Here is a 21,278-nt window from a genome sequence, read left to right as displayed (position 1 = left end):
TGGTTTAACTGCTTGTTTTCGTGGTTATTCGCTTTATTGTCAATAAAATCATAATTATCTAATAGAAAATGGGGGAAATCCAATTATTCTATTGAATGTATGCGTTATCTTTGCTATACTCAGTTTAGTAAATTAATCGTCTAATTAACTAGTTAACTTTTAGAAAGCGGTTTACTTGGTGCTTAAAAGAAAGAATTTAAGGAGGAGAATGAATTGAGAACGCTTAACAGAAATTATTGGATTTTTGGAGTTTTCTTTATGCTTTACTTCTTCATTTGGGCTGCTTGTACCATGTTTTTGTCTTTATGGCTGACCCAGGAGGGCGGACTCAATTCCACCAAGACGGGAATTATCTTTTCCGCCATATCGATCGCGGCGATGTGCTTTCAGCCTTTTTTCGGAGTTATATCGGATAAGCTTGGACTCAAGAAGAACCTGCTCTGGCTGTTTATTGGACTGCTGGTATTCATCGGACCGTTCTTTGTTTACCTGTTTCCGGCTTTGCTGAAGACGAATATCATTCTGGCGGCTGTAATTGGCGGCGCTTACCTGGGAGCCATTTTCAATGGCGGCGTCGGTGCGATCGAAGCTTATATCGAGAGAATCAGTCATCTGAACGGGTTTGAATACGGACGGGTCCGGGTATTCGGGAACATTGGCGCTGCGGCAAGCACCTTTGTGACAGGGCATTTGTTCAATACCAACCCGGATCTCGTCTTCTGGATCGGCACAGGCATGGCGCTGCTGCTGGCTGTTGTGTTCTCCTTCGCCAAGACGGGCAAAGCCGAACCCCAAGCCGTTCATACGGAGAAAGCGGAGGCTCTTCCTAAAGGCTCAACGATAGCCCTTTTTAAGAATCGAAAGTTCTGGATGCTCATGCTGTATGTTCTTGGAGTTGGGTGCATTTACGATGTTTACGATCAGCAGTTTGCCGTTTACTTTACCCATTTCTTCTCCACGCCGGAGAAGGGAACGCAGGTCTTTGGCAATCTCGTCACCTTCCAAATCTTCCTGGAAGCGATTGTAATGATACTGGCACCGTTTATTATCAACAAAATCGGAGCGAAGAACGCGCTGCTCTACGCCGGCTTCATTATGTCCTTGCGGATGGTGGGATCAAGTCTGGCCGACGGAGCGGTCGCTATCAGCCTGGTGAAATTAATGCATGCCATTGAAGTTCCGATTCTGCTGGTGGCCATCTTCAAGTACATATCGGCGAATTTCGATATGAGATTGTCCGCGACGATCTATCTGATCGGCTTCCAGTTTTCAAAGCAGGTCGGAGCGATCTTCCTGTCGACCATCGCGGGTAATATGTACGATACGGTTGGATTTAAAAGCGCATACTTGCTGCTTGGTTCCATTGCGCTGATCTTCACCTTGATTTCAATCTTTACCTTGTCCGGCAGCAAGCTGCTTCTTGTGAAGAATGTAAGCGCTCAAAAAGCGAGTTGAAGGAAGCCGTGAAAAATAGAAGAACCCGGACAGATCGTGTCCGGGTTCTTTGCTGTAATTGACCGGGGATGGCTTCGGCGGGCGAGGTTATCCTTAGCCTCCTGGCTAGGGGCACTGCTGCTTTTCCGCCTTACAGGGCGTGCGGTTTGAGGCTTAACGTCACTTTATCGTGCAGCCGGAACGGCTGGGAGGAGACAGCCTCCAGATGATCGGAGCCGCTGCGGATATGGTAGTGATACTCGCGGCCCTGGAACTGGACATTGACGATTTCTCCGCTTATTCCGGCTTGACCTTCCGATGATATATGAAATTGATCGGGCCGGACCGGATAAATCCGGTTGAGCTTGAAGCTGCTGCCCGTGCCCTCACAAGGCCAGGAGGTATCGGTGCTGTTCTCCGGAATAAATCGGTTGTTGATCCAGCGGCCTTTGACGAGATTGGCTTTCGAAACGAATTGGGCGACAAAAATAGTCTGCGGATGCAAATACACCTCAGACGGGGTGCCAACCTGCTCGATCTTGCCGTCCTTCATGACGACGATGCGGTCGGCCATCGCCAAGGCCTCGCCCTGATCATGGGTAACATAAACGACCGACGAGGAGGTCTCGCGGTGAACCTTCTGGATTTCGCGGCGCAAGTCCATGCGGAGCATGGCATCCAGGCTGCTGAGCGGTTCGTCCATGAGCAGAAGCGAAGGCTCCGAAGCAATGGCGCGTGCGATGGATACCCGCTGCTTCTGTCCGCCCGACAGCTCATGCGGCATACGGGTTGCGAACGGGGCAAGGCCTACGAGGTCAAGCACCTGGTCTATGCGTTCCCGCTCCTTCCGCTTGATATGCGCGGGCGTTTCTTTATGCGCGCGAATCGGAAAGCGGATGTGCTCTGCTACGTTCATATGAGGCCATAAGGCGAAGGATTGGAAGACCATGCCAATCCTTCTTTTCTCCGGGGGCACCAGGACGCCGCTGCCGGCGACAACCCGGCCGTCGATGAGGATTCGCCCGGACGTGGGCTGCTCAAATCCGGCCAGCATGCGCAGAAGGGTTGTTTTTCCGCAGCCGGAGGGTCCGAGAATCGCCACGAACTCGCCGCCGCCAATCGTCAGGTCGATGGAACGGAGCGCGTCGAAGCGGCCAAACGATTTGCAGACTGCATGCATTTCAATACTCATGATTGCCACCTCCTTGGCGTGAAGTCCATTTGCGGATGAGCAGCAGCGCCGCTCCCCCCGCCCCGATGAGGGCGACGATCAGACTGGACAGTGCGGTAGAATACAGGGTATCCCCTGCCTGCTCGAAGCTGAAAATGGTGACACCGATCGTCTGGGAGCCGGATGCGTACAGCAGCGCCGATACCGTCAGCTCCGTAAGCGACATGAGAAAGACCAGGATTCCTCCGGTCAGTAGTCCCGGCAGGACGAGCGGCAGCAGAACCGCTGTCCATCGTCGCCGGATGCCCGCACCGGATACCCGCGCCGCCTCCTCTATGGAAGCATCAATCTGCATAAACGCGGTCACGCCCGAACGAATTTGCAGAATAAGGAATCTGCAGATATAAGCGATGAACAAGATCGACATCGTGCCGTAGATGCCGGGATTCCAGCCGGGGATGGGCTCCATCCAGACGAGAATCATCGACAGGGCGAACACGATGCCCGGCAGCGTGTAGGGAACGGATGCGGCAATTTCGGCGGCTTTAGTCCAGGGAGACGGCTTGCGGACGCGAAGATAGGCGAACAGGGAACCGGCCGCGAGACAGACCAGCATGGTAACAAGCGAGAGTATGAGACTATTTTGGATGGATGTCCACACCCGCGGATTCTCAAACAGAATGTAACGGTAGTTATCAAAAGTCAGATTCGAAGCCGTCAGGCCGAGGCCGTAGGCTCTCTTTAACGACAGGGATATCATGGAGGACACAGGAACCGCCGTAATCAGCAGCAGAAACGCCCATAACGCGGCTGACACCGGCTTCCTGAGCCTTCCCAAGGAATAGCGCGGAACGGAGTCCGGCTGAACCGCATCCGGCGCATGACTTTTGCGGAGCAGCAACCATTGAAGCAAGCTTCCCAGCACGGCGGCTGTCCCGAGCAGAACGGACAGGGAAGCGCCTCTGGCGAAGGCGGATGGTCCAAACCCGACGATTTCTTCATAAATCAGTGTACTGAGGACGGAGATATTCACCGGAGTTCCCAGAAAGGCCGGAATGCCAAAATTGTCCAGCGATGCAAGAAACACCAGAAGCCCCCCGGCGGTTATCCCCGGAAGCGCCAAAGGCAGCGTAATCCGGCAGAATGTTTTGAATTTTCCCATCCCTCCGGCCCGAGCGGCCCATTCGAGATCACGCGGGATTTTTCGGAACACGTCCAGCGTTAACATATAGACCAGCGGGAAATGATGAATTCCCATCACGAAAATAATCCCGCCCATACTGTACATGCTCCAAGGAGTAAGTCCGGGGTTAATCCATTGCAGAAGCTGGGAAACCCAGCCCTGCGGCCCCATGAAAGAAGACCACGACAGGGTCAGTACATACGAGGGCAAAATAAAACAAAGTAAAATGGCCGGATGGAGCATTCTTTTTCGCCCGATATCGGTATAGGCGACGAACCACGCGAACAAGGTTCCGAGCAGCAGAGAAAGCGCGGTGGAGCCGAAAACGACGGTAACGGTACTCTGCAGCGTGATCCAAAACCGCTCCTGATGGATCAGCTCGCGGTAATGCGCAAGTGTAATGCCGGCATCGCTCTGAAAGCTCAGCCATACTAATTTGGCGACAGGGAATACAAAAAGCAGCAGAACGGCAGGTACTCCCAGAAGTCTAGCCGCCCAGCCGCCCCGGAACCTGCGAACAAACTGGGGAAGGATCGAATGATCCTTACCTTTGTGCTGTACGGATACGGAATGCGGCTGTATTTCGCTCATATCAACAGACTCCATTCCTCTATTGGCCGAACACGTCAATAAATTTCTGTTTATCACCTTCGCGCTCATCGGTCAGCTTGGCAAGATCTCCGGAAAGTATCTTCATTTCCGAGATGCTTTTCAGTCCTTCCGGAGCCGAAATTCCCTTGCGGACCGGCGAATAGCCAATCTCTGCGGCAAGCTTCTGTCCGTCTTCGGAGAGGACAAAATCGACAAACGCCTGTGCTGCCGCCGTATTTTTCGCATCCTTCATGATGCCAATCGGCTCGGTAATAATCGGCACGCCCTCCTCAGGATAGGTCAGTTCCACAGGCGAGCCTTTCGCTTTTTCGCGGGCAACCATGTAGTCGACGACCATACCGTAGGATTTTTCCCCGCTGGCGACTGCCTTCATCACGGCTCCGTTCCCCTTGATGACCGCCATCCCGTTATCCTTCACAGCCTGCAGGAATTCCCATCCGAAGCCGTCCGTACGGATCAATACGCCGATATTGTAGGCCGCCGCTCCCGAATACAGCGGACTGGGCATAATGCCGGCGTCCTTGGAAGCGGCCTCCGTCAGCACTTTCCAAGACGCCGGGACGGTCTTTACCTTCTGGGTGTTGGTCGCAAGCACGGTCGCCATGACCTTCGTACCCGTGTACATCCCGTCCGGGTCGGCCAGTTCGGCAGGAATTTCCCCGAGCTCCGGGGATTTGTAGGCCTGCAGGAGCTCCTGTTTTTTCAAGCTCTCAAAGGTTACCGAATCGGCGAGCAGCAGCACATCCGCCTGAATCTGGCCGGCCTGCTTCTCCGCTTGAAGCTTGGCCGTCACTTCCTCGGTCCCCGAACGAAAGATTGCGACGTCGACACCCGGGTATTTTTGATTGAAGGCTGCCGCGAGCTTGGTCGCATCTTCCTCAGGCTGTGAAGTATAGAAGGAAAGCTTCCCGGAAAAATTTCCTCCGTTTCCGCTGCCGCTTTGCGCCTGCGAAGCCTGTCCTTTATCCGAGCATCCGCTGAATACGAGCATGGCTGCCAGAGCGGAGAAAATCAAACCCTTTTTTACCGTTCTCAAAACTCATCTCTCCCTTAGTGTAATAATGTTCAGCTTATGAGGTCTGGAGATTGCAGGGGACGCTGATCATGAATCCGAACAGTTACTATTCTGAACAGGCTATGTTATTTGGGTATTGGGATAATGTTAAACGCATATGAAAAAAGGAAACGGAAGATTATGTAAATAAAAATTTACAGCGGGATGATGCGAGGGTAACAGACCTTTTACACTATATTGTTAATTTAAGATTTAGATATTTAAGGAAATTAATAAACTAATACTGGGAACGGAGATGCAGAGCCATTGAAAAGAAGAATGCTTAAAAAGCTGGCGTTACATGCTTCAATTGCCGGCTTGCTGACCGGCTTGCTGGCGCCATACGGTGCGGGCATGGCGAGTGCCAATACGTTAGGTGAGGGAATCGATTCCACAAATATTCCCAAGCTGTTGATTACGGAGATTACGCCGGACAGTTCGAATATCACGAATGCGTTAGGGAATGCTGTCGACGCTTATGAATTCATTGAGGTCTATAACAATTCAAGCCAGCCGGTTTCGTTAAAAGACTACAGCTTGCATTACCACTATGTTAATTCCGGCGGAGATGTTGATGCGATCTGGCCGTTGGCTTCTTCAGCTGATGATCCGGTAATCGAACCCCAACAAGCGGTTGTGCTATGGATTATGAATAACGACAATACGGCCTTGACGGCCGCCGATTTTAACGGCAATTACGGTACCTCGCTGACCGAAGGTGTGAACCTGTTCCGTGTTTCGGGCGGAAATGGCATGCACAATAGCGCCCCGCGGGATTTTATTTTTAAGGATGGCAGCGGAAATATTGTCGTGTCAGCTTCCTACCAAAACGGTGACCAGACCAATCCGAACAAAGGCATCTTTTATGCCTATCCGACGGGCGGAAGTACGGCCATGCAGATGGTGACGTCCGGCGATTATGCGGCAGGTGTACACGTAGCGACGCCGGGAACGGTTGAAAGCCAATTTCTGCCGGAACAACCATCCGGCGAATCCGGCATAACGCTAGCCATTCGGCACGTCCCCGTTACGGAAGCGATCGACGACAGCGAATTGCAGCTGGCGGCTGACGTTACAGCGAATGTATATGGCGACCCGATGAACGTAACCGCAGCCGTATACTACAAGCTGGACTCCGAGGCTGCGTTTACCCGGCTGCCGATGAGCATCAACGCGGAGAGATCGGCGGAGAACAAAATTGCTTTTGAGGCTGTGATTCCAAAGGAACGGCTGACGGAGGACAGGCTGCAGTATTACATAGAGGCTAATGACGGATGGGTCACGAAGGATACCGATGTGAGTGCGGTTAACATTCGCCCAAGCTTCGATTACAATTACATTCCTCCAATTTTAATTACCGAGCTGAATCCGAACTCGGCGAACCTGACCTACGGTTCCGTGACAGCCAACGGCTATGAATTCATCGAGCTCTACAACAACTCGGACCGGACCATCAATTTGAATGATTACAAGCTGATGTACCGCTATACGAATACGACGCCGAACACCGAAACGCGCTGGGCGACAGGGGATATCCTTATTCCGTCGCAGCAATCGGCGGTATTGTGGATCTCGAACGGCTCTAACGACGATAAAGGGGCTGCGGATTTCAACAGCCATTTCGGAGTAAATCTGACGCTCGGCACCAATTTGTTCAAAATAAGCAGCGGCGGTATGGCGAATGGGGGAGCAAGAAGCCTCGCGATCCGCGGCGGAGACGATCGGGAAATCATATCCGCCCATTATGAAGCCGAAGTTAAAAACATCGCGGACAAGCCGCTTTTTTATAAATATCCGGATGACGGCACCACGGCGATGATTCTGGACAGCGCGGGCACGAAGGCGGCGACGCCGGGAACGCCAGACGCGAACCAGGTGCCGAAGCGCCCTGTTTCGCTGCCGGAAGAGGGCACGAACGAACCGCCTGTTATTAACCATACGCCGGTGACTCATGCCGAAACCAATGTCAATCTGCAAATCACCGCGCAAATTACGAACAAGGAAAGCGATGAAGGCATGGCGGATTCGGTGACGGCGGCCGTGTATTTCAAGACAGGCTCGCAAACCGTGTTCACAGACGCCCCTATGAACGTAACGGCAGGCAGTTCCTATCTGGCGGATATTCCGCGAGCGGAACTGAAAGAGGCATCCTTCCAGTATTACATCGAGGCCAAAGATAGCACCAATACAGTGACGACGGATGTCTATACGGTCCAGGTGAACCTGCCCGATTTCGAACCGTCCAAGGTTCCGCCGCTGCTGGTAACCGAGCTTGCTCCAAATACAACCAATGTCAATGGAGCGGACGGGTACGAATTTATCGAAATTTACAACAATACCGATAAGGCCATTAATCTGAAGGATTACAAAATCTATTACCGGTACACGGACTCGGGACCGGATGCGGATCTCGTCTGGCCGACCGACCGGGAGGACATGATGATTGGCCCCGGCAAGACGCTTGTCTTCTGGGTCATTAACAACGGCAATGGCAGTAAGACGGTTGCCGACTTCAACGCGAATTTCCATACCAATCTTGTAGAAAATCAGGATATCTTCAAAATCTATTCGGACGGTATGGCCAATGGCTCCAAGCGCGGCGTAGCGATCGGCACCAACACGCATGCGGACATTTCCGCCGCGTACTACGACGGGTCTTTGACCAATGAAACGGCCGAGAACAAGGGCATTCAGTATAAGTATCCGGCCAACGGCAGCAATACAATGATTAAGCTGAGTTCCGGTGTTGAGAACGCGTCGCCGGGCAGCGTCAGTCCGGCTCAGGTGCCTGAAGAGCCGGTATCGGCAGCGGATGACACCGAGCCGCCGACGATTGTGGATATGACGGGCAACAGCAGTATCGACCAGTCGCAGAACCTGGCGATCATGGGCGACGCACAGGACGATCAAAGCGTCAAATCGGTGAAGCTGTATTATAAGACCGATCAGCAAAGTGACTATTCCAGCCGCTACCTGTACGTGGATTACAATGACACGATGTATCATTTTACTCTCTATTCACCGGATCTGATCGGCAAATCTTCCGTACAATACTACTACGTGGTATCGGACGGAACGCATGAGGTCATTTCGGATATTTACACCGTCCAGATTACCGGCGGACCGGACCGCAGCGTGCTTCGCCTCAATATCAAGGACGGCGATTTGATTCGCGGAACAAGGACGGTTAAAGGAACAGCGGAGCAGGCCGGGCCGGATACCCTGCAGCTTGACATCGACGGCAAGCCGCTGACCAGCGGAACGTATCATGCAGTCGAGCAGGACACGTTCTTTGCTTTTGACGCCAATTCGGTCAACTATTATTTCAAGAACGGTGTAACGATCGGCGATGAAATTTTATATACGTTTATGGACCCGATCAACACCTATATGACGCTTTCCGTGCCGATTGCTGCTACCCGGCTGAAGGCGGGCGACAATGTGATCTCGGTCCGCGCGGGAACGAAATCCTCGCCGTTCGACGATCGTCCGGAAGAGAATAAAGACGATTTTACCGTGAAAAATATCCGGCTTGTTTTTGCAGACGGCACCGCTACCTATGATCCAGCCTACGCGAATCCGGCGAAGGAGATCAAAATGGGGGACAGCGCGGGCAGATTCCCGGCGGTGGATTTTCATTTCAATCTGCCGGACGGGCAGCTGAAATCCAAGGCCTATGACCTGGATACAACCAAGCTGCCGGATGGCGCGCACCAAGTCACCGTGCAGAGCTCGGAATATGGGCACAAGACGGCCCATTTTACGGTAGACAACACCGCTCCGGCCATTATTCCGAGCGTCGAGGACGGTAAGACATATCGCGGCGAATTTGCGCTGAATGCCGAAATTACGGATGCCCTTGCGGGCGTCGAATCCACGGAAGCGGCTCTGGACGGTGAGAAGATCGAACTGCCCTATGCCACTTCTTCGTCCAAACTGAAGCCGGGCAATCACACCTTGACCATCAAGGCGGCCGACAAAATCGGCAATGTCGCAGACAAGACCATTACCTTCAAGGTGCCGAATGAAAATCCGCTGATGCCGGAGCTTGTATCTCCTGTGAGTGAGCAGTCCGGCGCCGCAGGTGACCTGACGGTGAAGGTGCAGGACCCGACGAACGATTCGCTGAAGGTGAGCTTCTATAAAGGCTATCTCTTCGATGGCGCGCATCGTACGGGATTCGCCGCTTACAAGAACGCATCGGACGTGGAGCCTCCGGGACAGCTGAAGCCGGAAGGCGAGCAGGGCTTAACGCAGGAAGAATACAGCCTGATCGGCACCGCGGACGGGCAATATCTGAACAATGATTCGGACGAGAAATTCCCGTATCACCGGTTTGAAGTCAAGCTTGATCCTTCGGTCAAAGCGACCGATTCGGTGGAGATCGATTGGCAGGGGAAATCGCTGGAGGGACGCCAGGTCAGCATGTACGCCTGGAGCCCGGTATCGAATGCGTGGAAGAAGCTGGACGGACGGGTTGCGGGAAAAGAGGATTTTGCCTTGACCGCTGAGGTGCAGGCCGGCGATTATGCCGTTGACGGAACCTTTCATGTCATCGTTCAGGACCAGATTCCGGTTAGCCAGGACCCTTACGATTTCAGCTTCGTCTGGATGTCGGATACGCAGTATTACTCGGAAAGCTATCCGGAAATTTATGAAGGCAATGTGCAGTGGATTGTGGACCATAAGGATGACATGAACATCAAATATGTCATTCATACCGGCGACGTCGTTGACGAGGCCGATAAGGAATACCAATGGCAGGAAGCCGACAAGGACATGAAGGTGCTGGAGGATGCCAAAATTCCTTATGGCGTGCTTGCGGGCAACCATGACGTGTCGCATCAGAGTTCCGACTATACCAAGTTCTATCAATATTTTGGGGAGCAGCGCTTCAAGAGCCAGCCGACGTTTGGCGGTTCCTATCTCAATAACAGAGGGCATTACGATCTGATTTCCGCAGGCGGCAATGATTTTGTCGTGGTCTATATGGGCTGGGATATTCGCGACGAAGACATCCAGTGGGTGAACGATGTGGTAAAAATGTACCCGGACCGCAAGGCGATCCTCAATTTCCATGAGTATTTGCTTGTATCCGGGAACCGCGCTCCGATTGCGGACAAAATTTATGAACGCGTCGTTGTGCCTAACCCGAATGTCATTGCCGTGCTGAGCGGTCATTATCACGACGCCGAAGAACTGATCGACCCGATTGACGATAACGGCGACGGCGTGCCGGACCGCCAGGTGTACCAAATGCTTGCTGACTATCAAGGAGCCGAAAAAGGCGGCCTCGGCTACATTCGTCTCCTGCAATTCGATCTCAAGAATAACAAGATTCATGTGAAGACCTACTCGCCATATCTGGACGATTATAACTACTATGATCCGGCTGCGTATCCGGGCAAGGATGAATTCGATCTGGATGTGGACCTTCAGCCGATGAAGAAACGGGTAGCCACCGACTATTTCGGAGTGAAGGTGTACACTGGAGAGAAGCTTGGCGAACAAAGTGATGTCGCCAGCGGAAGCAATGCGAGCATCCATTGGAACGGCTTGAAGACGGGCGGCTACTATCAATGGTATGCCGTTGCCCAGGACGCGAACAGCGGCTCGGCCCGTTCCGACATTTGGGGCTTCACTGCAGGTGAAGTCACGGAGGTACCGACACCAACGCCGACACCGACGCCAACGCCAACGCCAACACCGACGCCAACGCCAACGCCGACGCCGAGCGAAGAACCGACACCAACGCCGACGACGACGCCGAGCGAGACACCGACACCAACGCCGAGTGAGGCACCAGCACCGACACCGAGTGAAGCACCGACACCGACGCCAACAGCAACGCCAACTGCGACGCCGACACCAACGCCAACGCCAACTGCGACACCTGTTGCACCGTCACCAGCTGCTTCGGCTGAGGTTCCGTTCAAAGATGTGGGCGTGAAGTACGATTGGGCGAAGGAGGCCATCGGAGTGCTTGCAGAAAAGGGAATCATCCAGGGCTCCTCGGACACCTCATTTGAACCGGCGAAGCCTGTGACAAGAGCCGATTTCATGGTGCTGCTGGTTCGAATGCTCGATCTGAAAGCCGATTTCAATTCCAACTTCAGCGATGTCCGCGCCACCGATTATTACTATGAGGCTTTAGGCATTGTCAAGCAACTAGGCATCGCAAATGGAGCGGGGGAAGGGAAGTTTAATCCGAAAGAGACCTTATCCAGACAGGATATGATGGTGCTGTTAATGCGTGCCTTGGAAGCAACGGGCAGCCTGAAACTTTCGGGCACGGCAGCTGATCTTAACGGGTTCCGGGACCAATCCATGATCGCCTCATACGCGAAGGAGGCCGTAGCGGCCATGGTTAACGCCGGAATCGTACAAGGAAGCGGTTCGGGCTTGAACCCGACCGGTACCGCAACAAGAGCGGAAACCGCTCAAATTCTCTACCGGGTATACATTAAAGTGAATTAACATCCAGAATATCATTACTGCTGCAAAAGAAAGCCATGCTGCGCAGCCGCTTCCCTCCATGGGGAGCGGCTGTTTTCATTTAAGCTCATTGAAAATATCACTGTCTTTCAGTAATGTTATTTATATACAGAACAGGGGAGGACGTCCGAATTGAAATCCATAACTCCGCAAGCTTACTGGAATCAAGTGTTTAATCGGATACAAGGGGAAGGATTTGAGAATGCTTCATCCTGGCTGCGGAGGTACGAACTGTATCTTAATGAGATGCATGGTAAGCTGGTTCTCGAAATCGGCTGCGGAAGCGGAAGCGATACGCGGGTTCTTGTGGAACATGGTTATCAAGTGACCGCCACCGACTTCTCGGAAGCGGCATTTGCCCTTGTCAGGGATAGGCTGCCGGAAGCGAACCTTGTCTTGCATGACACACGGTATCCGTTTCCTTTTGCGGACAAGTCCTTTGATGCGGTTATATCGAGTCTGTCCTTGCACTATTTTGAAATGGATGCGATGACCCGGATCATCGGAGAAATCGGACGCATGCTGAAGCCTGGAGGTTTGTTTCTCGTTCGCCTGAATTCGGTAAACGATGCCGAAGCGACGAAGCAGCAACCGATTGAACGTTATTATTACAGCCTGGAATCCTGCAGAGAATTGTTTACGGATTGGAATGAAAGGAGTCTGCAGGAAGTTACCGAAGATTACCATGGAAGACCGAAAGTAATAATTGAAGGAATGTTCGAGCTTGTGCGTTAAATTTAGTTCAGTATGGAAGGTGACAGCATGCCCATCTATAACAAGCTTGTTAGAGATAAAATTCCCCAGATAATCAAAAACGGCGGAAAGGTGCCCCGAACTAGAATATTAGACAAGGATGAATATCTAGGTGAGCTTAATGCAAAACTCCGGGAAGAATCCGAGGAGTATTTCCGGGCGAACAACCCGCAAGATGCCCTGGAAGAACTGGCGGATATGCTTGAAGTCATTCGGGCATTGGCAGTAGCCCGCGGGGTAAGCTGGGAACAGCTCGAAGATATTCGGATAAACAAGGTGGAGGCCCGTGGAGGCTTCAAGGAGCGGGTGTATTTAATCGATGTCCACGATGTTTAACGTAAAACTGAGCGGAAGGAACATAAGCAGGAGGTATTCATTAAAGGAGAGTCATAGACATGTTAAGCAAGCTGCTGGCGTTATTTAAACAAGAACGGCCCCGCAGGAGACAGGACACTAGTCCTTCCAGGAAAAACGATCCAACCCCAAGAATCCCCGGAAAAATCGAACCCGTGCGCATCGGAGAACTGGGTGAGCATAAAATTAACATCCAGCTCGATCAGCTCCCCAAGGATTGCCGATACTTAAGCGATCTCCTGATACCGAACCCCAAATCCCGGACAGGTTACTCCCAAATCGATCACTTTGTCATTTCGCCGTACGGACTATTTGTTATCGAAACCAAAAATTATAACGGCGAAATCAAAGGCGGGCGCAAAGATAAATATTGGAGCGTCAGCAGCCGTTATAAGATGTATAACCCTCTATTGCAAAATGAAGGACACATCAAGGCGCTTGCCTCTCATTTAGGTGAGTTTAAAGCGGCCAAGTATATTTCGATGATTTCTTTTACAATGAGATGCCGCTTCAGCATTGATCCAGCGCTCCGTAAGATCGGTTCGGATGAGCTGATCGTCTATGATGTGGAGTTATCCGAGTTCATTCAGCGAAAAACAACCCGATTAAAGGCGGAGCTTACCGCTCCGATCTTTACACCTGAACAAATGAACGCCATCCACGCAAAAGTAAATGACTTGAACATCACTGATCCCCACGCCAGAGCGGAGCATGTCCGGAAGCTTCAATGGAGGAAATATAACGGATAACAAGGAAAGGAGCGCCATGAACGATCACAATAAGGAGCTTGCGGGCCTTGACCGGCTGGAATCGCAGGAACGGTTAGGCGCAACGCCTCCCGAGCGGCTGCTTGACCTTGCCGGAGTAGGGAACGAGGACGTTGTGCTGGATATCGGCGCGGGTGGAGGCTATTTTACATTTCCCGCGGCGGGGCGGACGAAGGGACGTGTATATGCGGTAGAGGCTTCGCCTGTGATGCTTGAGGTGCTGCGCGGCCGGGCCCTTGATCTGGGCAAAGCCAATGTTATCCCGGCCAAAGGCTCGGCGGAGCGGCTTCCGCTGGAGGATGGTTCGGCAGATGTAGCAATTGCGTCGCTGCTTTTGCATATTTTGCCGTCTCCCGAAGATGGATTAAAGGAAATGTTTCGGGTCCTGAAGCCCGGCGGCAGGGGACTTGTCGTGGAGTGGCTGCATCCCCGGGAGGACGGCAAGCCCGGCCACCGCGTTCCTTTGGAGACAATGAAGCTTCATTTGGAGGCGTGTGGGGCTGAAGCGGTTCATGTGGACATTTGGGCGGATACGTACTATTCGATTGTTTTTCGGAAGGGCCCCCGCATGTGATGAGGCAGGCCGAACGTCTCACTTTTGCTATAAAGTATTGGCAGACGCGAGAATTACCTGTATGGTAAAGGAAGAGGCCTTTTTCCTGAACTTGGGTTTAATAAGTGAATGTATCAATCGTTCCAAGAATCTACTGCCCGGCAATTTGCAGGCCTTTGGTATCAAGTTACAGGTGCGCGTTTGGCAGAAAACGGAGTGAATGAAGATGTCTTTCGAACATTTATCGGGTAAAAAAGTGAAATTCGACATTGTGAACAAAAATGGCGCGGTGCTGGTGCCCGCAGATTCGGTCCTTAACTCGGATACGCTCCGTTTGCTTCAGCAGCATGAGGTCAACCCTTTCGACGTTGTTGTACATGCTGAAAAAGAGAATCAGCCCCCTGGCTCTCCTTCGAAGTTGATCCAAGAGGCTGCTCAATATTCCAAACATTTGTTTGACCGGCTGAATTACGACCGGAAGGTGCCCCTGATCGAAATCAAGAACCAGTTTATCCCCGTGGTGCGCCAAATCTCCAGGCACCCCGATCTATTCGAACTGTTCGAGTCCGTCAAAGCCAAGGATGAATACACGCATCAGCATAACATCGGCGTAGGCGTGCTATCTACTATGATCGGGCAGTGGCTGAATCTGGAGGAATCGGAACTGGCGCTGCTGTCGCTGGCGGCCACCCTTCACGATATTGGCAAGGTCAGGATTCCGCAAGAGCTTCTGCTACGGCCGGGAAAGCTGACCAAAGAAGAATTCGAGGAAATGAAGCGGCATACGATCTACGGATACGAAATACTCAAAGGCACGATCGGGTTAAGTCCGCGGGTAATGCTTGTCGCTCTGCAGCATCATGAACGGCTCGACGGTTCCGGTTATCCTTTGCATCTGAAAAAAGGGGAGATCGATTTTTTCAGCCAGATCGTCGCGGTTGCGGATGTGTTCCACGCGATTTCGTCCAGGCGGCCGTATCATGATCCAATGCCTTTTTACAAGGTTGTCACCTTGATGCGCCAAGGCTCGTTTGGAGAGCTGAATCCGGAAATTGTATCCCTTCTACTGGATAAATTCATCTATGCCATGCTGGGAAGACAAGTGCTGCTGTCGGACGGCCGGGTGGCGGAAGTGATTCATATTAACTCTTTTGACGACTTGCACCCCTTGGTTAAAATAGAAGATTCCCTGCTTGATCTAAGCCGGAACCGGGACATTCAAATCGTGCAAATCCTGGGATAAGGAATCAGCGGGCCGATATATGGGTGATAGATAATGAGCGCGTAAATACGCAGGTGCCTTAAGGCTGCGGACAAGCGCGCGGCTCAACCTTTTGGGAAAGGAGCATCTGTTGCGCCATGATCAAGACACTGGAATGCCCTTACTGCGGGCAGTTGAATCATGTGGAGACGGATCGGTTCGGGGAAGCCCGGTGCGGCTCGTGCAAGCGAAGCTTCAGCAGTGCGGCTCTGCCGCAGGCAGCATCCATAGCGGAGCTTGCTTCCGGCGCGGAAACCGTTTCGGAGCCTTCCGGGAAGGAGGCGCCGGACATTCGCGGCTGGATCTCCAGGATTGGCGGCGAGGACAAGCAAGAGGAGTATGTGAAGCAAGGCTTTTTGCAGAAGATCAAGAAGAATGCGGCGAAAATCCCCTTTGCAAGCGAGGCGGTGGCCATGTATTATTGCGCGATGGACCGGCAGACGCCGATTACAGCTAAGCTTACGGCCATCGGAGCGCTGGCCTACATTGTTCTTCCGGTTGACGCGATTCCGGACCTTATCCCCCTGCTTGGATTCACGGACGACGCGGCCGCGTTCTGGGCGGCATATAAGAGCATCAGCATGCATGTGAAAGACGAACACCGCGAGAAGGCAAGAGAATGGTTTGAACAGTAAAAAAATATGGAATCATGGATAGGGAAACGGCTGCCGTTCTTTAGAAAGAGACGCAGCCGTTTCTTTTTTGTAAACGGTGCCTGACCGGCGATGGCTTTCCTTCCTGCATCATGGTATAGTGGACACGAAAAAAGCAAAGAGAATGGAGAACCTTCATGAACGAACACAAACGTTCCTCAAAGGGAACATCAATATATAAGGAACGAACGGGGGCCTTGCGAGCCGGAGCTGGTAAAGACCGGTTGAAAAATACGAAGGGCCATACTTCCGAAACAGGGAAGGTACCGGGAGAGCGGAGCCGTCGTCCGCGTCCGGACAAGCCCTTGGCGGGCGGCAAGCCGGGAAGAGGCGGCAAGGCTTCTAATCCTGCAGGCCGGGAGCACGCCGAAGAGCTTCGCACCGGCGACCGTATTGTGGTAACGGTCAAACGGATCGGCATTAATGGCGAGGGCATCGGATATTACCGGCGCAAGGCCGTGTTTATTGACGGGGCGCTGCCGGAAGAAGTCGTGAAAGCCGAGGTAACAGAGCTTCAGCCGAAGTTCATCAAGGCGCAGCTGCTGGAGGTGGAGAAGAGATCACCCGACCGGATCGAGCCTCCCTGCCCGGTATTCGGCATTTGCGGCGGCTGCCAGATACAGCATATCTCGTATGAGGGCCAGCTTCGGGCCAAGACGGAGCTGGTGCGCGAGGCGTTCTCCCGTTATGCGGGTCTGGAACAAGTCAAGATCAAGCCGATGCTCGGCATGGAGCATCCCTGGAACTACCGCAACAAAGCCCAGCTTCAATTGAAGCGGAAGGGAAATGAGATTGTAGCCGGTCTGTATGAAGCGGGCAGCCACGAGATTGTCGACATCAGCGGCTGTCCGATTCAGCATCCGAAGGTGAACAGCGCGGTGGAAAAAGTAAAATCCGTGCTGGAAGAGCTGCGGATTCCGCTGCACAAGGAGAATGGCGCCAAAGACGGCGTGCGGACCATCGTGGTCCGGCACGGCTTCCAGTCCGGCCATCTGCAGGTGACGCTTGTCGCGGCCAATGCGAAACTGCCCCGCCAGGACGACCTGGTCCGTATGCTCCGATTGACGCTGCCGGAAGTGACCGGAATCGCCCTGAACGTCAACCCGAAGAAGACCCCGCTCATCTTCGGGGAGCGGACAATGACGCTATGGGGCGAAGACGCGATGGAAGAATCGCTAGGCGATTTGCAATTTTCGCTGTCGCCGCGCGCCTTCTTCCAGCTCAACCCGCAGCAGACGGTCAAGCTGTACGAGTCGGTGCGCGCGGCTGCCGGTTTGACCGGCAGAGAGACGGTGGTCGATGCCTACTGCGGCACAGGCACGATCGGGCTGTGGCTCGCGCCGTATGCCAAGGAAGTGCGCGGCATCGAGACGATCCCGGAAGCGGTCCAGGATGCGAAGCAGAACGCGGCGCGCAACGGCCGCAGCAACGTCAGCTTCCACACCGGAGCCGCCGAGGAGCTGCTGCCGCGCTGGGCCAAGGCCGGCCTGACCCCGGACGTTATCGTCGCCGACCCGCCCCGGACGGGGCTCGACCCCCGGTTCCTGGAGGCGGTGCTCCGCACCAAGCCGACCCGGTTCGTCTATGTCTCCTGCAACCCTTCGACACTGGCGAAGGATTGCAAGGTGCTGCTGGACGGCGGCTATGCCATTGAGTGGGTCCAGCCCGTCGATATGTTCCCGCAGACGAGTCATGTGGAGGCTGTCGTTTTAATGGTTCGTAACGGATAGGCGATCCCGAGAATGATGCAAAATGAAGGGGTGTCCCATAAGTCATAAGTCATGATCATGACGATGGGACACCCCTTTTTGTCCGGGCTAAACAGCAGTCTGCGCATTAATTGTTCTTTCGAACCGTACATTACATGGGGAATATAGCTTACTTTAAAGCAAATGTCCGCCAGACACTTCAATGTCCTGGGCTGTAACCCAGCCGAAGTCATCGGACAATAAGCTCACAATGACCTTCGCCAGATCTTCGGGTTGGCCGATTCTGCCAAATACAGATTGCTCAGCCAGCGGCTTAATGAATTCAGGATGTTTATCGAATACTCCGTCGCCAAAATTGCTGTGCGTAGGGCCGGGCGAAACTGCGTTTACCCGAATTTGGCGAGGGGCAAGTTCTTTGGCAATGTAGCGAGTCCAAGTTGAGAATGCTGCTTTTAACGAGCCGTAGACGGAGTAGCCCGGAAATGACTGGTTTTTAGATGAGCTCGTGGTATTTACAATAGCTCCAGCATCCTCCATGAATCCGACAAGTTGTTGTGTTAGAAAAACCGGTCCTTTGAAGTTCGTATTAAGAATCATGTCGAAGTATTCTTCGCTCATCTCAGTGAACATCATGGGCCCACCGACACCGCCATTATTAACTAAGTAATCAAAAGTGTTTCTGTTCCAAATGTCTTGGAGGCTCTTTTTCACTTCTAGAATAAAGCCTTCGAATGTTGATTTTCGAGTCAGATCCAGCTTCAGTGCGAGTGCCCGGACGCCTGCATTCTTCTCAATTTCCTTTACGACATCTTCTGCCCGGTCCTTATAGGAATGGTATGTGAGAATGACGCTAATTCCGCGCTTGCCAAGCTCAAGTGCCGTCGCTTTTCCAATGCCATTACTTCCACCTGTTACAATCGCAATTTTCATAAGATCCTCCTTATTTTGTGTTCGATCTGACTTAAATTTTAGTCGCATCTGTGGCAATAAAATAGACCTGAAAATGCCTTTGGATTGCCTAAAAACACCATGAAACTTTTTAAGTTGCACGAATTATTCTTTATATTCGACATGGGAGTAACCCAAAAATGCCGATTTATATAACGCTCTGTTGAGGGATAAGAAGTCGTATGATAAACTAAATGCATGAATAACGTCCTTGATGAAATCATTGGTCTGATGAAAGACGCAGGCACTAGGCAGAGTGAGACCGGAGTACCAGGGCTAAGTATGATTAAGGGAGACATCCCCGCTCATCAACTCGCAGCGCTCTACGAGCCGATGATTGGTTTCACGGTTCAAGGAACAAAGATTCTCTCCATCGGGGAGCGTAGCACTGACCTGGAAGGGCCATCATATTACGTGTTACCGATGCATGTTCCTGCAACGGCGAGTGTACATCCAGACCGTTATGGCCGTCCTTACATGTCACTTGGTCTCAAGTTGAATCAGAATGTTCTTCAGAGTTTATTAAGAGATCTCCCTGAGAATCTACTACCGACTGCTTCCGGGCATTTCGCAGCCTGTGCCATGGATATTGAACTTATGGAGGCATGGCTGCGCTTATTGCGATTATCGAAGACATCAAGAGATATTCCAGCTCTTGCGCCAGCTTATGAGCGCGAAATCCTTTACCGCGTTCTGATGGGACCACAAGGATGGTATCTGAGGCAATTTGGTCTGCGGGAATGTAATTTATCAAGAATTTACCAAGTTGTAAAATGGTTTCGCGGTAATTTTATGAGTCCAATAGACATTGGCGAGATGGCATCAAAATCCGGTATGGCTATAAATACCTTTCACCGTCAGTTTAAAAGGGCAACGGGTTTAAGTCCTATTCAATTTCAAAAGCAATTAAGGCTTTTGGAGGCCAGGAACCTCATTGCATTTGAGGGCTATCCAGTAGCAAGTGCCGCATATCATGTTGGCTATCAAAGCCCCTCACAGTTCAATCGGGAGTACTCTCGCTTCTTCGGTTCATCTCCAGCTCGGGACACTGAGAACCTAAGACGAATCGAAAACACGAGGGATTAGAAAGTTATGCCAGAGCCGCGAGAAGTTCAGGTATTCACTCCTGAGATCCCGCGGCTTTTTAGGAGGATTTAATATGGTGTTTCTCAAAAAATGCGTCCAGGTTGCCCCCATTAATTGTTATTATTTATGTTGACTCTGCTTACTCTACACATGTGGAGGTTACAGTAAGACTTGAAAGAAAAGATACAGCCCGATAGACTGTACCTTAGTTGATGGCGTAAGGATTAGAAAGGTTATAGTGAATCTTAATTCTTTCGCCTTCAAACACTTCGATTTTGTGGATTAACCGTTGTAGGACTTGTTTCATTACTTGCTCGTCGTCGAAGTCAAGCGTAATGAAACGTCCTACTTCTTTTTTGAATGCATGTAACTGTTGATCGAAATTCTGTTTTGATTCCAACGCCAATATTAGCTCTGCCTTTTTGTTTGCAAGGTCTTCTTGCTGTTGGGTAATACGTTCGTTCTGTTGCTTAAACTGCTCTGTTGTTATTACCTTGTCAACATGCAAGGTCAATAAGCTATCGAAGCGGGCGTTAGTCTCTTCGTTGAGGGGCAAACGTACTCCGCCGTATTGAATCGCAAAAAAACCGCCTTTTACGTCGTCGAGATCGACGTAAGGATAGACGAAGCCCTTATCGTATGGACGGACGACAACGCCGAAGAGGCGTGCATGAACGATATGAAACGATGGATTGACGTCGAATAATCGGCGTCTTTTTTGGTTTGAATATTAATATTCAAAGACAATCAAGAAGGGCTGCATGTGGAAGAGGGAACTGGTGTAAGAAAATCCCAGGACTCTATCGACAAAAACATTCTACTACAGTAGAATGTTAATGTGTGATTCTACAGCAGTAGAATATATATGGACGAGGTGTTTTCATTTGGTTATGAAGTTATTCGATAGCGAGCTTAATATTATGGAAATCTTGTGGAAAGAAGGCGATACCCCAGCAAAGAGAATTGCAGAAATTGCAAAAGAAAAAGTAGGTTGGAGTAAAACGACAACGTATACCATCATCAAGAGATGCCTTGATAAAGGGGCAATCGAGCGACGGGAACCTAATTTCGTTTGCCATGCGCTTGTTACACGAGAGCAAGCGCAAGAACACGAAACAACAGAGTTGATTAATAAAATGTATGATGGCGCCCCCGACAGACTGATTGCTTCATTATTGGGACAGAAACGGCTATCGACGGAAGAAATAAACCGCTTAAAACGTCTAATCGATAGTTTGGAATGAG

The 21,278-nt window shown here is 51.7% G+C and carries 17 protein-coding genes; 12 read left to right on the top strand and 5 right to left on the bottom strand.

The window, feature by feature from the left end; translation table 11 throughout:
- The first annotated feature begins 213 nt into the window (after nucleotides 1-213).
- Entirely contained in the window at nucleotides 214-1,455 is a 1,242-nt protein-coding gene (locus G5B47_RS15800; RefSeq protein WP_268958507.1) for an MFS transporter, read from the top strand.
- Between the two features lie 130 nt (nucleotides 1,456-1,585).
- Here the strand turns inward: G5B47_RS15800 and G5B47_RS15795 are convergent, their stop codons facing one another.
- Genes G5B47_RS15795 through G5B47_RS15785 form a run of 3 tightly spaced genes read right to left on the bottom strand, consistent with a single transcriptional unit; the run spans nucleotide 1,586 to nucleotide 5,436 of the window.
- Nucleotides 1,586-2,626 carry an ABC transporter ATP-binding protein gene (locus G5B47_RS15795; RefSeq protein WP_165099848.1) on the bottom strand — a complete coding sequence of 347 codons (1,041 nt, stop codon included), beginning with the start codon at nucleotides 2,624-2,626 and terminating at the stop codon, nucleotides 1,586-1,588.
- Nucleotides 2,616-4,379, bottom strand: a complete 1,764-nt coding sequence (locus tag G5B47_RS15790; RefSeq protein ID WP_165099846.1) for an ABC transporter permease — start codon at nucleotides 4,377-4,379, stop codon at nucleotides 2,616-2,618. The genes G5B47_RS15795 and G5B47_RS15790 overlap by 11 nt, the downstream gene beginning before the upstream one ends.
- A gap of 19 nt (nucleotides 4,380-4,398) precedes the next feature.
- On the bottom strand, nucleotides 4,399-5,436 hold the full coding sequence (locus G5B47_RS15785) for an ABC transporter substrate-binding protein (protein ID WP_235957191.1): 1,038 nt from the start codon (nucleotides 5,434-5,436) through the stop codon (nucleotides 4,399-4,401).
- Nucleotides 5,437-5,721: 285 nt separating this feature from the next.
- Here G5B47_RS15785 and G5B47_RS15780 point away from each other — a divergent pair, with 285 nt between their 5' ends.
- The 8 genes from G5B47_RS15780 (at nucleotide 5,722) to rlmD (ending at nucleotide 18,020) form a co-directional block, all read left to right on the top strand.
- Nucleotides 5,722-11,931: an S-layer homology domain-containing protein gene (locus G5B47_RS15780; RefSeq protein WP_165099845.1), complete on the top strand. Its 6,210-nt coding sequence runs from the start codon at nucleotides 5,722-5,724 to the stop codon at nucleotides 11,929-11,931.
- A 150-nt stretch (nucleotides 11,932-12,081) separates the two neighbouring features.
- Nucleotides 12,082-12,684, top strand: coding sequence for a class I SAM-dependent methyltransferase (locus G5B47_RS15775; RefSeq protein ID WP_165099843.1), 603 nt, complete (start codon nucleotides 12,082-12,084; stop codon nucleotides 12,682-12,684).
- A gap of 27 nt (nucleotides 12,685-12,711) precedes the next feature.
- Nucleotides 12,712-13,038, top strand: coding sequence for a nucleoside triphosphate pyrophosphohydrolase (locus tag G5B47_RS15770; RefSeq protein WP_165099841.1), 327 nt, complete (start codon nucleotides 12,712-12,714; stop codon nucleotides 13,036-13,038).
- A gap of 59 nt (nucleotides 13,039-13,097) precedes the next feature.
- Nucleotides 13,098-13,805 carry a nuclease-related domain-containing protein gene (locus G5B47_RS15765; RefSeq protein WP_165099839.1) on the top strand — a complete coding sequence of 236 codons (708 nt, stop codon included), beginning with the start codon at nucleotides 13,098-13,100 and terminating at the stop codon, nucleotides 13,803-13,805.
- Between the two features lie 16 nt (nucleotides 13,806-13,821).
- Entirely contained in the window at nucleotides 13,822-14,397 is a 576-nt protein-coding gene (locus tag G5B47_RS15760; protein ID WP_165099837.1) for a class I SAM-dependent methyltransferase, read from the top strand.
- Between the two features lie 205 nt (nucleotides 14,398-14,602).
- The gene (locus G5B47_RS15755) at nucleotides 14,603-15,619 is read left to right on the top strand and encodes an HD-GYP domain-containing protein (protein ID WP_165099835.1); all 1,017 of its coding nucleotides are present in this window, start codon (nucleotides 14,603-14,605) and stop codon (nucleotides 15,617-15,619) included.
- A gap of 116 nt (nucleotides 15,620-15,735) precedes the next feature.
- Nucleotides 15,736-16,272 carry a YkvA family protein gene (locus G5B47_RS15750; RefSeq protein WP_025333297.1) on the top strand — a complete coding sequence of 179 codons (537 nt, stop codon included), beginning with the start codon at nucleotides 15,736-15,738 and terminating at the stop codon, nucleotides 16,270-16,272.
- Nucleotides 16,273-16,427: 155 nt separating this feature from the next.
- The gene (gene rlmD / locus G5B47_RS15745; RefSeq protein WP_165099833.1) at nucleotides 16,428-18,020 is read left to right on the top strand and encodes a 23S rRNA (uracil(1939)-C(5))-methyltransferase RlmD; all 1,593 of its coding nucleotides are present in this window, start codon (nucleotides 16,428-16,430) and stop codon (nucleotides 18,018-18,020) included.
- 153 nt (nucleotides 18,021-18,173) lie between these two features.
- On the opposite strand, the gene G5B47_RS15740 is transcribed toward rlmD, so the two are convergent.
- Nucleotides 18,174-18,929, bottom strand: a complete 756-nt coding sequence (locus G5B47_RS15740; protein WP_042205304.1) for an SDR family NAD(P)-dependent oxidoreductase — start codon at nucleotides 18,927-18,929, stop codon at nucleotides 18,174-18,176.
- Nucleotides 18,930-19,145: 216 nt separating this feature from the next.
- Between G5B47_RS15740 and G5B47_RS15735 the strand changes: the two genes are divergently transcribed.
- Nucleotides 19,146-20,033, top strand: a complete 888-nt coding sequence (locus tag G5B47_RS15735; protein WP_165099831.1) for an AraC family transcriptional regulator — start codon at nucleotides 19,146-19,148, stop codon at nucleotides 20,031-20,033.
- A 205-nt stretch (nucleotides 20,034-20,238) separates the two neighbouring features.
- Here the strand turns inward: G5B47_RS15735 and G5B47_RS25665 are convergent, their stop codons facing one another.
- Nucleotides 20,239-20,589 carry a hypothetical protein gene (locus tag G5B47_RS25665; protein WP_235957190.1) on the bottom strand — a complete coding sequence of 117 codons (351 nt, stop codon included), beginning with the start codon at nucleotides 20,587-20,589 and terminating at the stop codon, nucleotides 20,239-20,241.
- A gap of 15 nt (nucleotides 20,590-20,604) precedes the next feature.
- Between G5B47_RS25665 and G5B47_RS25940 the strand changes: the two genes are divergently transcribed.
- Nucleotides 20,605-20,739, top strand: coding sequence for a hypothetical protein (locus tag G5B47_RS25940; protein WP_268958506.1), 135 nt, complete (start codon nucleotides 20,605-20,607; stop codon nucleotides 20,737-20,739).
- A gap of 184 nt (nucleotides 20,740-20,923) precedes the next feature.
- Entirely contained in the window at nucleotides 20,924-21,277 is a 354-nt protein-coding gene (locus G5B47_RS15725; protein ID WP_235957199.1) for a BlaI/MecI/CopY family transcriptional regulator, read from the top strand.
- The last annotated feature ends 1 nt before the right edge of the window (nucleotide 21,278 follow it).

It is taken from the genome of Paenibacillus apii, assembly GCF_011043685.1.
GTDB classification, from domain to species: domain Bacteria; phylum Bacillota; class Bacilli; order Paenibacillales; family Paenibacillaceae; genus Paenibacillus_AQ; species Paenibacillus_AQ sabinae.
This window is presented reverse-complemented; position numbering and strand designations above follow the sequence as displayed.